Source organism: Streptomyces sp. NPDC058872 (assembly GCF_042743065.1).
Taxonomy (GTDB): domain Bacteria; phylum Actinomycetota; class Actinomycetes; order Streptomycetales; family Streptomycetaceae; genus Streptomyces.
The window spans coordinates 109196-122426 of record NZ_JBHYMK010000004.1 but is presented as its reverse complement, the minus strand read 5'-3'; the positions used below and the strand labels follow the sequence as shown (position 1 = coordinate 122426).

12 protein-coding genes are annotated in these 13231 nt (G+C 72.9%); 5 read left to right on the top strand and 7 right to left on the bottom strand.

What is annotated here, in order from left to right:
- Positions 1-16: 16 nt before the first annotated feature.
- The 4 genes from ACFW22_RS03795 to ACFW22_RS03780 are packed head-to-tail and all read right to left on the bottom strand — an operon-like array spanning position 17 to position 4518.
- Positions 17-745: an ATP/GTP-binding protein gene (locus ACFW22_RS03795; protein ID WP_386398444.1), complete on the bottom strand. Its 729-nt coding sequence runs from the start codon at positions 743-745 to the stop codon at positions 17-19.
- Complete coding sequence (locus ACFW22_RS03790; RefSeq protein WP_386398441.1) at positions 726-1139, bottom strand: DUF742 domain-containing protein; 414 nt, start codon at positions 1137-1139, stop codon at positions 726-728. Before ACFW22_RS03790 ends, ACFW22_RS03795 begins: the two co-directional genes overlap by 20 nt.
- The gene (locus tag ACFW22_RS03785; protein ID WP_386398440.1) at positions 1136-1627 is read right to left on the bottom strand and encodes a roadblock/LC7 domain-containing protein; all 492 of its coding nucleotides are present in this window, start codon (positions 1625-1627) and stop codon (positions 1136-1138) included. The genes ACFW22_RS03790 and ACFW22_RS03785 overlap by 4 nt, the downstream gene beginning before the upstream one ends.
- Complete coding sequence (locus ACFW22_RS03780; RefSeq protein WP_386398436.1) at positions 1624-4518, bottom strand: nitrate- and nitrite sensing domain-containing protein; 2895 nt, start codon at positions 4516-4518, stop codon at positions 1624-1626. The genes ACFW22_RS03785 and ACFW22_RS03780 overlap by 4 nt, the downstream gene beginning before the upstream one ends.
- A 372-nt stretch (positions 4519-4890) precedes the next feature.
- Here ACFW22_RS03780 and ACFW22_RS03775 point away from each other — a divergent pair, with 372 nt between their 5' ends.
- On the top strand, positions 4891-5682 hold the full coding sequence (locus ACFW22_RS03775; RefSeq protein WP_386398434.1) for a hypothetical protein: 792 nt from the start codon (positions 4891-4893) through the stop codon (positions 5680-5682).
- Positions 5683-5860: 178 nt separating this feature from the next.
- Here ACFW22_RS03775 and ACFW22_RS03770 read toward each other — a convergent pair whose 3' ends face one another.
- Positions 5861-6343, bottom strand: a complete 483-nt coding sequence (locus ACFW22_RS03770; RefSeq protein ID WP_384880877.1) for a MarR family winged helix-turn-helix transcriptional regulator — start codon at positions 6341-6343, stop codon at positions 5861-5863.
- A gap of 221 nt (positions 6344-6564) precedes the next feature.
- Between ACFW22_RS03770 and ACFW22_RS03765 the strand changes: the two genes are divergently transcribed.
- Positions 6565-7398, top strand: a complete 834-nt coding sequence (locus tag ACFW22_RS03765; RefSeq protein WP_386398430.1) for a lysozyme — start codon at positions 6565-6567, stop codon at positions 7396-7398.
- 276 nt (positions 7399-7674) lie between these two features.
- A complete protein-coding gene (locus tag ACFW22_RS03760; RefSeq protein WP_386398428.1) occupies positions 7675-8559 on the top strand; it encodes a lytic polysaccharide monooxygenase in 885 nt (294 codons plus the stop codon).
- Positions 8560-8591: 32 nt separating this feature from the next.
- Here ACFW22_RS03760 and ACFW22_RS03755 read toward each other — a convergent pair whose 3' ends face one another.
- On the bottom strand, positions 8592-9185 hold the full coding sequence (locus ACFW22_RS03755) for a DUF4240 domain-containing protein (protein WP_386398425.1): 594 nt from the start codon (positions 9183-9185) through the stop codon (positions 8592-8594).
- A gap of 99 nt (positions 9186-9284) precedes the next feature.
- Complete coding sequence (gene lon / locus ACFW22_RS03750; RefSeq protein WP_386398422.1) at positions 9285-11696, bottom strand: endopeptidase La; 2412 nt, start codon at positions 11694-11696, stop codon at positions 9285-9287.
- Positions 11697-11931: 235 nt separating this feature from the next.
- On the opposite strand from lon, the gene ACFW22_RS03745 reads away from it, so the two are divergent.
- Both ACFW22_RS03745 and ACFW22_RS03740 read left to right on the top strand, forming a co-directional pair.
- Positions 11932-12513 (top strand): hypothetical protein, encoded by a 582-nt coding sequence (locus ACFW22_RS03745; protein WP_386398419.1) that lies wholly within the window; start codon positions 11932-11934, stop codon positions 12511-12513.
- Positions 12514-12647: 134 nt separating this feature from the next.
- Positions 12648-13184 (top strand): hypothetical protein, encoded by a 537-nt coding sequence (locus tag ACFW22_RS03740; RefSeq protein WP_386398416.1) that lies wholly within the window; start codon positions 12648-12650, stop codon positions 13182-13184.
- Positions 13185-13231 lie beyond the last annotated feature (47 nt).

Here is a 13231-nt window from a genome sequence, read left to right as displayed (position 1 = left end):
GGCGTGACGGGGCGGACTATTCGGGGGTGGCTTCGAGAGCGTGCGCGACCATCGCGAGCAGGCTCTCCACGACGCTGTACCGCTTGCGCGCATCCATGATCACCACGGGTACGTGCGCGGGTACGGTCAGGGCCTCCCGCACGTCGTCCGCCTCGAACAGCTCCGTGCCCTCGAAGTGGTTGACGGCCACGATGTACGGCAGTCCGCAGCTCTCGAAGTAGTCGAGTGCCGGGAAGCAGTCCGTGAGCCGTCGGGTGTCGGCGAGCACGATCGCCCCGATCGCACCGCGCACCAGGTCGTCCCACATGAACCAGAAGCGCTGCTGCCCCGGCGTGCCGAAGACGTACAGCACCAGGTCGCTGTCGAGGGTGATGCGGCCGAAGTCCATCGCCACCGTGGTGGTGAGCTTGTCCGGGGTGGCCGTGAGGTCGTCGGTTTCCTCGCTCGCCCGGGTCATCAGGGCTTCGGTCTGCAGCGGGGTGATCTCCGAGACCGCACGGACGAAGGTGGTCTTGCCGACCCCGAAGCCCCCCGCGACGACGATCTTCGTCGCGATCGGGGCCCGGGAGTGGTCGAGCTGCCAGTCCTGGGCGCCTTCTTCGGTGTCTATCTCCGCGGGATCGGGCTCCGCGGCACGACTCAGGGGATCCGCGGACCCCGGCTGGACGGGGATGCCGGCGGTCGCCGGCGCCTCGGTGGTGGCGGTTTCGGAGACGGCGGTGGCGTCAGAGACGACGGAGTCCACTCAGCACCCTTTCGAGGAGCGCGCGGTCGGGCTGTCCGGTGCCGTGACCGGTCCCGTACACGCGGATCTTTCCCTGGTCGGCCAGGTCGCTGAGGAGCACCCGGACGACCCCCAACGGCATCTTCAGAAGAGCCGAGATCTCCGCCACCGTCCGCATCCGGCGGCAGATCCCGACGATGGCCCGCATCTCCGGCATCAGGCCCCGGGCGGTCGGCCCGCCGTCCGTCAGGACCCTGCGCGCGGCGGGCGCTTCGAGCGCTGCCACGAAGGTCTCGACGAGCAGGACGTGGCCGAAGCGGGTGCGACCGCCGGTCAGCGAGTACGGACGCACGCGCGCGGGGCGCCGTCCGTCTCCGCGTACCGGCAGCTTGAAGGCGTGCGAGGCGGACGTCACCGGGGACTCTCCATCGATTTGCGCAACTCGCTGCGGACTTCGGGGGTGAGTACGTGGCCGGCGCGGCCCACGAAGAGGGCCATGTGGTAGGCCACCACGCTCATGTCGCAGTCGGGCTCGGCGTGCACGCCGAGCAGTGAGCCGTCGCTGATGGACATGACGAAGACGCTGCCCTCCTCCATCGCCACCATCGTCTGCTTGACCCCGCCGCCGTCCATCAGCCGGGCGGCACCGACGGTCAGGCTGCCGATGCCGGAGACGATGGTGGCCAGATCGGCGCTGGAGCCGCGCGGCCCGCGGGGGCGGTCGGTTGCGGCTGCGTCCGCCGCGGTCGGCTGGGCGGCCGACTCCGACGAGAGCAGCATCAGTCCGTCCGAGGAGACGACGGCCACCGAGCGGAGCCCCGGCACCTCCTCCACCAAATTCCCCAGCAGCCATTGCAGGTTGCGGGCTTCCGTGCTCAGTCCGAACGTTCCCGTCGCAGTCAACTGCGTGCCTCCTCGCCTGTGTCCCCCGTCATCTCCCCTGTACGTGCAGTCCTGGTGGCGTCTATTCGCGCCGTGTCCAGCTCCGCCTCCACGTCACGCCGTCCGGCCAGGGCCCCCCGGTGGAAGCCGCCGAGCCGGCGGCGCAGGGCCTCCGCATCCACGGCCCCCTGGCGGGGGGTGGTGCTGGGGCCCGCCTGGCGGACCACCTGAGGGGTGCGCTTGGGCAGGCCCTTCTCGGTGACCCGCTCCCACTGCCCGGGGCGCGGTCCGGGCACCGGCTCCCCGGCGGGCGGGGCTTCGGCGGCCGGCGCGGGGGCGGACGGCCCGGCGGTCGGGGCGGGTGCCGGCACGGGCGCCCCGGCGAGGGGCTCCTCCCCGTCGCCGGCCCGCTCGTGGACGTCCGGCTCCGACGGCGGAACGGGCAACCGCACCTGCAGGGTGGTCTCGGCGACGGACGGCCCCTGCGCGGGGGTCCCGGACGGTTCTTCGCGCCCGGGCGCGGAGGAATCCTCCGGCCCGTGCTCGTAGGGGTCGTCCGACCGGACCTCAAAGGGGGAGGCGTGCTCCTGCTCCGGAGTCCGTGCCCGGACCCGTTCCGCGTCGCCGTGCGCTTCGGCCTCCTGGAAGGCGCGTTCCGCGGCTTCGACGAGCGGATCGCGGGTCCGGGACGGCAGCGTGTTGGAGTTGGCCTCCGCGACCGAACCGGGCAGCTGGAGCACGCCCGCCGCACCGGCGCCTGCCACGGAATCCGTGGGGGCCGACGGCGGGGCGCTCGGCAGCAGGGGCAGCGGCAGGATCACGACGGCGGCCGTGCCGCCCGGCTTCTGCTCGCGCAGTTCGACGCGGACCCCGTGACGGGCGGCGAGGCGGGTGATGACCCGCATGCCGAGCCCCTCGCCCTCGAAGGCCTCCGCATCGGCCTCGGCGAGGCGGGCGTTGAGCTCGGCGAAGCGGGCGGCGGTCATGCCGATGCCCGCGTCCTGCACGGAGAGCATCACCTCGCCGCTCTCCAGGAGCCAGCCGGAGAGCTGGACCTCGGCGTCGGGCGGCGAGAAGGAGGTGGCGTTCTCCAGGAGCTCCGCGACCAAGTGGCTGAGGTCGTCCGCGGCGAAGCCCGCGATCTGGGTGTGCGGCGGCAGGGACTGGATGGTGACCCGCTCGTACCGCTCGATCTCGCTGACGGCGGCGCGGAGCACGTCGACGAGCGGGACCGGCCCGGCATGGCCGTGGACGTGCTCATGACCGGCAAGGACCAGGAGGTTCTCGCTGTGGCGCCGCATCACGGTCGCCATGTGGTCGAGCTTGAAGAGGGTCGCGAGTCGGTCCGGGTCCTGCTCGCGCTCCTCCAGCTTCTCGATGACCCCGAGCTGCCGTTCGACGAGCCCGAGGCTGCGCAGCGAGAGGTTGACGAACGTGTGGTGGACGGTGTTCCTGAGGCGTTCGAGGTCGGCGGTGAGGAGGGCGACCCGACCCTGGAGCTCGGCCCGCTGGGTGGCCAGTTCGGTGCCGACGGCCTCCTTGGCCGCGGCCAGGTCGGCGTGCTCGTCGGTGAGCCGCTCGGTGCGCGCGGCGAGTCCGGCGAGCTTGCCGTGCAGGGCGTTGAGGGACCGGACGATCTGGGCGAACTCGTCGTTGCGGCCGGTGAAGCGGACCGCTTCCTCGGTGTGCGGCTCGGGGGCGGCGGCCAGCCGGGCGGCGCCGAGGCGGAGGACCGCGAGCGGCCGGGTGAGGCTGCGGGCGACGTAGGTGGAGATGCCGACCGCGACCAGCAGACAGCCGCCGAGGAAGGCGAGGCGCAGTTCCAGGGCGGTGACGTCGTCGTCGCGGAGGTCTCCGAGGCGCGCGACCCGCTCGGCGGCGAGGGCGGACTCGACGCCGCGCATCTGCTCGATGCGCGCGGAGAGGGCGGCCTCCAGGGCGACCGGGTCCGTCCCGCGCTCGGCCTCGGTCAGCTGGGGCTGGTCGGTGAGGCTGGCGAGCGCGAGTTGCGCGGTCTTGACGTCGGGGCCGCTGACGTTGGCCGCGAGGGAGTCTCGGGCGGTGGTGCCGGCGGCCTGGTCGAAGTCGCCGAGGGCGGCGAGTTCGCGCACGCGTGCTTGCTGGGCGGCGGCCGTGAGGGCGTCACGGGCCCGCTCGGCCTCGGCGGCGCCCTCGGGCTCGTCGGCGACGTAGGTTCCGGTCTGGGGGTCGTAGCGGACGTCCCCGGTGGGTTCGGGCTGCGGCACGGAGAGCGCGGCGAGCAGGAGGCCACGGGTGGCGGAGGCCTGTTCGACGGCTCGGCCGAGGGCGGCGGGGGCCCGGGTGGTCCCGGCCGGAAGGACGTCGGCGGCACGGGCGGGGGTCTTGTCGGCGAGCTCGTCGGCGAGGGCCTGGAGCTTGGCGATGACGTGGGAGTACGCCCGGTGGGCCTCCAGGGCCGTGCCCTTGCCGGTGAGTGCGGCGCGGCGGATGGAGGGCACTCCGGAGAGGTCGCGGCGGAGCTCGGAGGGGGCAGCGGGCAGGATCTCGTCGATCTGGCGGTCGACGCGGGTGGACCGGGCGTCGGTGACCTGCCGCCGGTGCTCGTCGTCGTCGCTCTGCCGGTCGCGGCCGGCGGCGACGTAGGCCACGACCTCGTCCCGCTCGTCGGCGAGCGAGTGCGCGAGGGTGACGGCCTGTCGGTCGAGTTCGGCGAGGGTGATCAGGCGCTGGGACTCGATGAACTCGGTGGAGGCGGCGAGGATCGCGGGGGCTCCGGCGGCGAGGACGGTGACGCCGACGAGGGCGACGCCGACGACCAGTCGGTTGCGGACGCGCTGGGTCCGGCCGGTGGGGGCCAGCGGCTCACCGGGGGTCTGACTCTGCGTGCCGTTCTTGCTCCGAGGCCGCTTCTTCTGCACCGGTGCTCGCATTCTTGTTTCGTCCGCCCATGAAGCAGAGGTGACGACCGGTCACATGGAGCGCCCCCACCCCTGGTACGGCTTCCGACCATTCCAGCGCTTCCGGGAAGGGGACGGGCATCGGCCACTCCGCCACCCGAACGAGTGAACAACACTCAGTAGTTGGCTAACAACTTCCGGCGGTGCAGCCGGCGGGGGCGGACCGGGTGCCGGTTGGATCTTCCGGTCGGGCTTTGGCAGGATGCGCGCCCGCAGCTCCCCGGAGGGGTGTGTTCCGGCCTTCTCACCACCTCCACGGGGTTGGTACAGGCCTTTTCTGGTCATTTGCAGGTCCCGTGAAGGGACTCCCCGGGGAAACCGCGGGGGGCGGGCACACTGGACGGCATGCGCAGCGAACTCGCCTCCCTGCCCGGCAGCCCCGAACGCCCCAACGAGGACTGGGTGGCCGCAGCTCTACCAGCTTCGGGAGTCGGGGGAACCGTCGTTCTGCTCGACGGCGTCACACCCCCCGCGGGTGATGACGGTTGTGTGCACACGGTCCCCTGGTTCACCGCACGCCTGGGCGGGGCTTTGACCGAACTGTCCGGTTCCCGGCGGGACGTGCCCCTGTCCGAGATCCTCTCGCTGGCAATCCGGCGCACCGCGAACACCCACCGTGACACCTGTGACCTTTCTCACGTGCGGACGCCGCAGGCGACCGTCGTGATCGCCCGCTGGGACGAGGTCGCGGTCGAGCACCTCGTCCTCTCCGACTCCACCCTGCTCCTGGAGGCGCCGGACGGTTCGGTGCGGGCCGTGCTCGACGACCGGCTGGACCGGGTGCCGCGCGAGGTCCTGCGCTCCCTGGAGGCGACGGACCGGCTGCGCAACCGGGAGGGCGGCTTCTTCACCGCGGCCGCGGATCCCGCGGTCGCCGAGCGGGCGGTGGTCGGCAGCACGCCGCGCGCGCAGGTGCGGGCGCTGGCGGCGCTCACGGACGGGGCGAGCCGCTGGGTGGAGTTGTTCGGCGAGGGCGACTGGACGGACTGCTTCGGCGTGCTGCGCAAGGAGGGGGCGGCCGGCCTGCTCCGTCGGGTGCGCGCCCTGGAGGAGGCGGACCCGCGGGCGGGCGGGGCGCACCGCTGGAAGCTCCACGACGACGCGAGCGCGGTCTACGCGGAGCTGCAGGAGCCCTGAGGGAAGGCCTCCCCCGGGCCCTCCGCGCCCGTCGCCCCGCCCCGGCGGGGCCGGTGGCCGAGGCCTGGGGGCGGGGCAGGGGCTGGGGGGACGGAGCGTGGGGGCGGGACCCGGACCCGACCGCGCGGTCATCCTCCTCCCCGCCCCCGTACGGGAACGCTCGCGCGTCCCGCCGCCTTCAGCCCTCCGAGCGGACGTTGAAGTGGTTCAGGAGGCGGGCGAGTTCGGCCACCTCGGCGCGGTCCCAGTCGGCGAGCTTGCGGACGTAGCGCTCGCGCCGGGCGTCCCGGACGCTGCGGAAGCGGCTCCGCCCCTCCTCGGTGAGGCGGACGAGCGAGGCGCGGCCGTCGGCGGGGTCCGGGTCCCGGGCGACCAGCCCGAGCTCTTCCAGGGCCCGGAGCTGGCGGCTCATGGTGGCCTTGCCGACGCCGAAGTAACCGGCGAGCTCGGTGGCCCGCTGGGGGCCGGCGTCGTCCAGGCGCACGAAGAGGCCGTAGGCGGCGGGCTCCAGCTCGGGGTGGACCTCGCGGGCCATCTCCCCGGACTGGGCGCGGGCACGGCGCAGGAAGACCGCGAGTTCCCGTTCGAGGGCGAGGAACTCCTGGTCCACACCGCCCCCGACGGCGGCCCGACCTTCTTTTTCCGTACCGCTTCCGTGCACGTCAGCACCTCTCGCGCGCTTTCCGGTCGCTGAAAGTTTCTTCCGGCGGCACCCGTCGCCGCAGCTCCCCCAGTATTTCGCAGGCATAGACCAACGGCGGCAACCAGGCCCCCTTCCACCGGGCGGGTCTACGTGCGTAGCGTCTCCCCCGGAAGTCTGAATGTCATGTCCATTGCAGGTTTGTCATCCCCGCTCCCCCACGAGCCCTTCGGAGGCACGCAATGCGTGTGCGCAGATCCAGAACAGCCCTCGTCGGCGCGGCCCTCGCGGTCGCGCCGCTGCTCGCCCTCGGCCCCTCCGGCACCGCCGCCGCCCAGGACCCGGGCGCCCGACAACTGCCGCCGCGCGGCTCCGCCCACATGGGCATGGGCGTGATCGCGCACGACGGCAAGGGAGCGAAGCCCGGCGGGAACCCCTCCCTCCTGGCCGTCCAGACGGAGGGCGTCGACGTCTCCGGCCACCAGGGCAACGTGGCCTGGTCGACGCTGTGGAACAGCGGCGTGAAGTGGGCCTACGTCAAGGCGACGGAAGGCACGTACTACAAGAACACCTACTTCGCGCAGCAGTACAACGGCTCGTACAACGTGGGCATGATCCGCGGCTCGTACCACTTCGCGACCCCGGACACCGCCTCCGGCGCGGCCCAGGCCGACTACTTCGTGAACAACGGCGGCGGCTGGTCCAAGGACGGCAAGACCCTGCCGGGCGTGCTCGACGTCGAATGGAACCCGTACGGCGCCACCTGCTACGGCAAGTCGACGTCCGGGATGGTGGCCTGGATCCAGGACTTCGTGAACCGCTACCGGTACCGGACCGGACGCGACCCGGTGATCTACACGGCCACCAGCTGGTGGAAGCAGTGCACCGGCAACTACGGGGGCTTCGCCTCCACCAACCCGCTGTGGATCGCGCGGTACGCCTCCCAGGTCGGCGAACTCCCCGCCGGCTGGGCGTACTACACGATGTGGCAGTACACCTCTTCCGGCCCGACGGTGGGCGACCACGACAAGTTCAACGGGGACCTCTCACGGGTCCGGGCGCTCGCGAACGGCTGACGCCCACCCCCGCACACCGCCGTCCCCCGCCCCGGCACGGCACCGTTCCCCCGCCCCCGCGCACCACCACCGAGCACCGACGCTCCCGCCCCGCCCCTCGACGACCTCCCGGACCTGCGGCACCCGGGAGGTCGTTCCGGCTTTTTCCACCCCAGCTCTTGCCGATTGGTATGGACCAATGCGAGGCTCTACGCCGGCCGCTCGGTATTCAACTTCCAGGCGTCCCGCGCGCGTTGCTCGTTCCGTACTCCCCCACGCACGAGAGAGAGCCCCCGCATGCCCTCCTACCGTCGCACCGCCGCCGTCGCCGCCTCCACCCTCTCGGCCGCCGCGCTGGTCGGTCTCACCCCCACCGCCGCCGGCGCCCACGGGGCCGTCTTCAACCCCGTGAGCCGCGTGGCCGCCTGCTACGCCGAAGGCCCCGAGACGCCCAAGTCGCAGGTGTGCAAGGACCTCGTCGCCGATTCCGGCACCCAGCCGCTCTACGACTGGAACGAGGTCAACATCGCCAACGCCGCCGGGCAGCACCAGGCCCTCATCCCGGACGGCAAGCTCTGCTCGGCCAACCGCGAGAAGTACCGCGCGCTGGACTGGGCACGCACCGACTGGCCCTCGACGCCCGTCGCGGCCGGCTCCTTCGACTTCAAGGTCCGGGTGACGGCTCCGCACTCCGGCACCATGACCGTCTACATCACCAAGGCCGGCTTCGACCCGACCCAGCCGCTGAAGTGGTCGGACCTGGACCCGACCCCCGTCGCCGTCTACGACACCACCCGCACCGCGACCGACGGCTATTACGGCTTCACGGGCACCCTGCCGGCCCGCACCGGCCGCCACATCGTCTACAAGGTGTGGCAGCGCAACGACAGCCCCGAGGCCTTCTACAGCTGCTCGGACGTCACCTTCGGCGCACCGGCGGCCGCGAGCAGGGTCGAGACCGCCGAGGCGCCGACCGAGGCCGAGATCGCGGCGGGCTCCACGCTCTCCACCGTCAGCCACGCGGGCCACGGCGGCGACGAGCAGCCCCCGGCCCTCTCCGCCGAGACCACCGGGGCCGCCTCCTCGCCGCTCCCCCTGGCGCTCACGGGAGCGGGCGCCCTCGCCGTCTTCGCTGCGGGCAGCCTGCTGCTGGGCCGCCGCCGCAACTCCTCCGCCTCCTAGGACACCTCCCGGGCCCCTACCCGGGGCCCTTCCTAGGAGCCGGAGGCGCCGAGCGGGAAGAGGGCGGAGAGGCGGGGCGTCACCCACCCCTCCGGCCGATGCCCCCGGGGCTCCCCGCCCTCTTCCCACTCCCCCGCCGCCACCGCGGCGTCCTCCGCCTCCTCGACGGCGTCGAGGAACTCCTCCCCGTCGTCGTCCTCCTGACCGGTCAGCTCGTCGTACGCGTCCTGGGCCACGTAGTCGAGCTCCTCCCACTCGGGCCACTCGTCGTCGCGCCACTCGTCCGGGTGCCGTCCCGCCAGGGCCCTCACCCCCGGCACGTCGGCCAGTGCGTCCGGATCCGCGAGGACCGCCTCGTACACCGCACGCCCCTGGCCCACCAGCCAGACCGTGAAGTAGTGGAAACCGTCGTCGGTGCAGGAACCGCCCTCGATCCGGTTCGCCGCCGTCCAGACCGCGGTCGTGTCGGCGACCCCGCACGCCCTCTCCAGCCGCACCTGGAACGCCACGCTCTCGGCCGCCGGACGGCGCATCAGTTCCGCCCGCAGCCAATCCAGTCGCTCGTCCCGGTCACCGGGCCGGCGGCTCAACTCGTCGATGAGGGCCCAGAAGGCGTCGTCGTTCATGTGTACGAGGATGCCAGTCGGGACTGACAGGCCGTACGCCGGAGCGGGGCGCCCGTCGAGGACGCCCCGCTCCGGCGCGGGAAGGGCAACGGCCGTTTCTCAGGCCGCCACTCCGACCGGCAGTTCCGCCGGGGAGAGGGCGATCTCCAGAACCTGACGGACGTCCGTCACCGGATGCACCTCCAGCTTCTCCAGCACCTCCGCCGGGACGTCGTCCAGGTCCGCCTCGTTCCGCTTGGGGATGACGACCGTGGTGATGCCCGCCCGGTGCGCGGCCAACAGCTTCTGCTTCACCCCGCCGATCGGCAGCACCCGGCCGGTGAGGGAGACCTCGCCGGTCATGGCCACGTCCGTGCGGACGAGGCGACCGCTCAGCAAGGAGGCGAGGGCCGTCGTCATCGTGATGCCCGCGCTCGGTCCGTCCTTCGGAACCGCGCCCGCCGGGAAGTGGATGTGCACGCCCCGGTCCTTGAGGCCGGTGACGGGCAGCTCCAGCTCCGCTCCGTGCGAGCGGAGGAAGGAGAGCGCGATCTGCGCCGACTCCTTCATCACGTCGCCCAGTTGGCCGGTGAGGGTCAGTCCCGCGGCGCCCGTCTCCGGATCGGCGAGGGAGGCCTCGACGAAGAGGACGTCACCACCCGCGCCGGTCACCGCGAGTCCGGTGGCGACGCCGGGCACGGCCGTCCGGCGCTCGGCCGGGTCCTGGGCCGACTCGGGCACGTGGTGCGGCCGCCCGATGAGGTCCCGGAGGTCTTCGGGGCCGACCGTGAACGGAAGCTCGCGGTCGCCCAGTTCGTGCTGGGCGGCGATCTTCCGCAGCAGCCGCGCGACGGCCCGCTCCAGGGTGCGGACGCCGGCCTCGCGGGTGTACTCGCCGGCCAGCTTGCGCAGCGACGCCTCCTCCAGGACCACCTCGTCGGGTTCCAGACCGGCCCGCTCCAGCTGGCGCGGAAGCAGGTGGTCACGGGCGATGACGACCTTCTCGTCCTCGGTGTAGCCGTCGAGGCGCACCAACTCCATGCGGTCGAGCAGGGCCTCGGGAATGGCTTCGAGCACATTGGCGGTCGCGAGGAACACCACGTCGCTCAGATCGAGCTCGACCTCCAGGTAGTGGTCGCGGAAGGTGTGGTTCTGCGCGGGGTCGAGGACTTCGAGGAGGGCCGCCGCCGGATCGCCCCGGAAGTCGGAGCCGACCTTGTCGATCTCGTCGAGCAGGACCACCGGGTTCATCGAACCGGCTTCCTTGACCGCCCGGACGATCCGACCGGGCAGGGCGCCGACGTAGGTCCTGCGGTGGCCGCGGATCTCCGCCTCGTCCCGGACGCCGCCGAGGGCGACCCGCACGAACTTCCGCCCCATCGCGTGCGCGACGGACTCGCCCAGCGAGGTCTTGCCGACGCCGGGCGGGCCGACGAGGGCGAGGACGGCGCCGCCTCGACGCCCGCCGACCACGCCGAGACCGCGCTCGGCGCGCCGCTTGCGCACCGCCAGGTACTCGGTGATCCGCTCCTTCACGTCGTCGAGCCCGGCGTGCTCGGCGTCCAGGACCGCCTTGGCGCCCTGGATGTCGTACTGGTCCTCGGTCCGCTCGTTCCAGGGCAGTTCGAGGACGGTGTCCAGCCAGGTGCGGATCCAGGAGCCCTCCGGGGACTGGTCGCTGGACCGCTCCAGCTTGTCCAACTCCTTGAGCGCCGCCTCCCGCACCTTCTCGGGCAGGTCGGCGGCCTCCACGCGGGCGCGGTAGTCGTCGGACTCCTCGCCCTCCTTCTCGCCGTTGAGGTCGCGCAGCTCCTTGCGGACGGCTTCGAGCTGGCGACGGAGCAGGAACTCGCGCTGCTGCTTGTCGACGCCCTCCTGGACGTCCTTGGCGATGGTCTCGGCGACGTCCTGCTCGGCGAGGTGCTCGCGGAGCTGGGCGGTGGCCAGCTTGAGGCGGGCGACCGGGTCGGCGGTCTCCAGGAGCTCGACCTTCTGCGCGACCGTGAGGAAGGGCGAGTACCCGGAGTTGTCGGCGAGGGCGCCGACGCCGTCGATCTGCTGGACGCGGTCGACGACCTGCCAGGCACCGCGCTTCTTGAGCCAGCTGGTGGCCAGCGCCTTGTACTCCTTGACCAGCTCGGCCACCGAGCCGGGCAGCGGCTCGGGAAGGGTCTCCGCGACGGTGCTGCCCTCGACCCACAGGGCGGCGCCGGGGCCGGTCGTACCAGCGCCGATGCGGACGCGGCCGAGGCCCCGGATCAGCGCGCCGGGATCGCCGTCGGACAACCGTCCGACCTGCTCGACGGTGCCCAGGACGCCGGTGCTGGCATAGGTCCCGTCGACCCGCGGCACGAGCAGCACGCGGGGCTTGCCCGCCCCGGTGCGGGCTGCGGCCTGGGCGGCCTCGACGGCGGCCCGCACCTCGTTGTCGGACAGGTCGAGCGGCACCACCATTCCGGGCAGCACGACCTCGTCGTCGAGCGGCAGCACGGGCAGGGTGAGCGGCACGGACGCCACGGACTCAGAAGCCATGATTTCCCCTTCGGCAGTCAAGTTGAGCTGTACGGACTCAATGCTTGTGAGCCCTGGAATGTTCCCGGGCATTTGTTCGCTCTGAGCGATCACCGCTTCTGTCCGATCCGGCCGGACCCCGCGCCCTCCCCTTTCGCCGTGCGTCGGGTACTGCGCATTCCGGTTGGTTCCTGCGGGCGACTGCGGTTCCGCACGCGGGTGCTGAGCGGAGGGGCGCCGTGTCAAGCTCCTCCCCATGCGGATATCCCGACCCAGCCACGTCGCTGCGTGCCTCTCCCTGGGCGCCGCCCTGACCCTGACCGCCTGCGGCCAGCAGCACACCGGGGCGACGACGGCCGACTCCGCCCCGAACGGCGGCGGCCCTCCCTCCCCCTCGTCCACCCGTTCCCACACCGACCCCGCACGGGGCAACGTGGAGCCCGACTCGCACGACGGAGCCCCGCACTACCGGGAGAACAACGGCTTCAAGATCCCCCAGGAGATGTCCCCCGCCGCCGAAGAGGCCGCCCGCGCAGAGGCCGCCCGCATCGAGCCCGTCCTCAAGCGGCTCTGGGAAGCCAAGGGCTGGGATGCCGAGCGGGTGCGTGCGGAGCTGCTCAAGCTCGGCTACCGCGATGGGGGACCGGACGACGAAGAAGGGCGCGGAACCCTCTTCGTGCGGGCCCACGACCCCCACGGCAACCCAGGTGCCAGCGTCGCCCTCGCCATCGGTCGGGACGCCTGTGTCACCGCGTTCGTGCAGTCGACCAACTACCAGGTCAAGGTCAACGGCCGGTACCTGGAGACCGGCTGCTTCGAACCGCGCGGCGGCCACTGAGCACCAGGGCCGCCTGGCTCGCCCCGGCCCGCGGGCGGACACCGGTCCGGGCCCGGCGGACGGCCGCGGCCCGACCTGACGGGAACCCGCCCGTCCGGCTGCGCGCGGGCCCCCCGGCCGGGCATGCTCGATGCATGGTGCGAGGCGTGTGGAAGCGCAGGACGTGGACGTGGTGCGGGACCCTGCTGGTCGTGGGAGCGCTGACCGGTGCGAGCGGCTGCGGCCCGGAGGGCCCTCCCCCACCGGGCGGGGCTCCGTCGAGCGCGAGCACGCCGGCCGTGCCGGGCCCGACGACGGACCCCGGCACCCCGGCGGCGGACCCCCAGCCGGGCGAGGTCCTCGTCGAGGTGGTCGTCAACGGCGGCCTGGCGGGCGTCCGCAACCAACTGGTCGTCCACTACGACGGCAGCTGGAGCAGCCGCTCCGGCACCAAGCCGCCCCGGACGGGCAGGCAGACCCCCGCCGAGGTCGCCGAACTGCGGGCGGCACTGGAGGACCCCGCGTTCGCCCTGGTACCGGACCGGCCGACGGGCAGCCCGATCCCGGACGGCTTCCAGTACTACGTGACGTACCGGCACCGCCTGGTCGTCGCGGGCGACGGCGAACGCCCGCCCGCCCTCCAGCGCGTCTTCGCCGCCCTCCCCGGGGGCGGTCCGCCGACGAGCCCCTGAGCGCGCGCCGGCCCGCTCCGTGAACCGGTCCGGCACCGACCGGCGAT

What these genes read in the sequence shown, in the direction of transcription:
- lon (WP_386398422.1), bottom strand. Translation starts at nt 11,696, where the DNA reads ATGGCTTCTGAGTCCGTGGCGTCCGTGCCGCTCACCCTGCCCGTGCTG.
- ACFW22_RS03775 (WP_386398434.1), top strand. Translation starts at nt 4,891, where the DNA reads ATGCGCAGCGAACTCGCCTCCCTGCCCGGCAGCCCCGAACGCCCCAAC.
- ACFW22_RS03740 (WP_386398416.1), top strand. Translation starts at nt 12,648, where the DNA reads ATGGTGCGAGGCGTGTGGAAGCGCAGGACGTGGACGTGGTGCGGGACC.
- ACFW22_RS03760 (WP_386398428.1), top strand. Translation starts at nt 7,675, where the DNA reads ATGCCCTCCTACCGTCGCACCGCCGCCGTCGCCGCCTCCACCCTCTCG.
- ACFW22_RS03745 (WP_386398419.1), top strand. Translation starts at nt 11,932, where the DNA reads ATGCGGATATCCCGACCCAGCCACGTCGCTGCGTGCCTCTCCCTGGGC.
- ACFW22_RS03780 (WP_386398436.1), bottom strand. Translation starts at nt 4,518, where the DNA reads ATGCGAGCACCGGTGCAGAAGAAGCGGCCTCGGAGCAAGAACGGCACG.
- ACFW22_RS03765 (WP_386398430.1), top strand. Translation starts at nt 6,565, where the DNA reads ATGCGTGTGCGCAGATCCAGAACAGCCCTCGTCGGCGCGGCCCTCGCG.
- ACFW22_RS03755 (WP_386398425.1), bottom strand. Translation starts at nt 9,185, where the DNA reads ATGAACGACGACGCCTTCTGGGCCCTCATCGACGAGTTGAGCCGCCGG.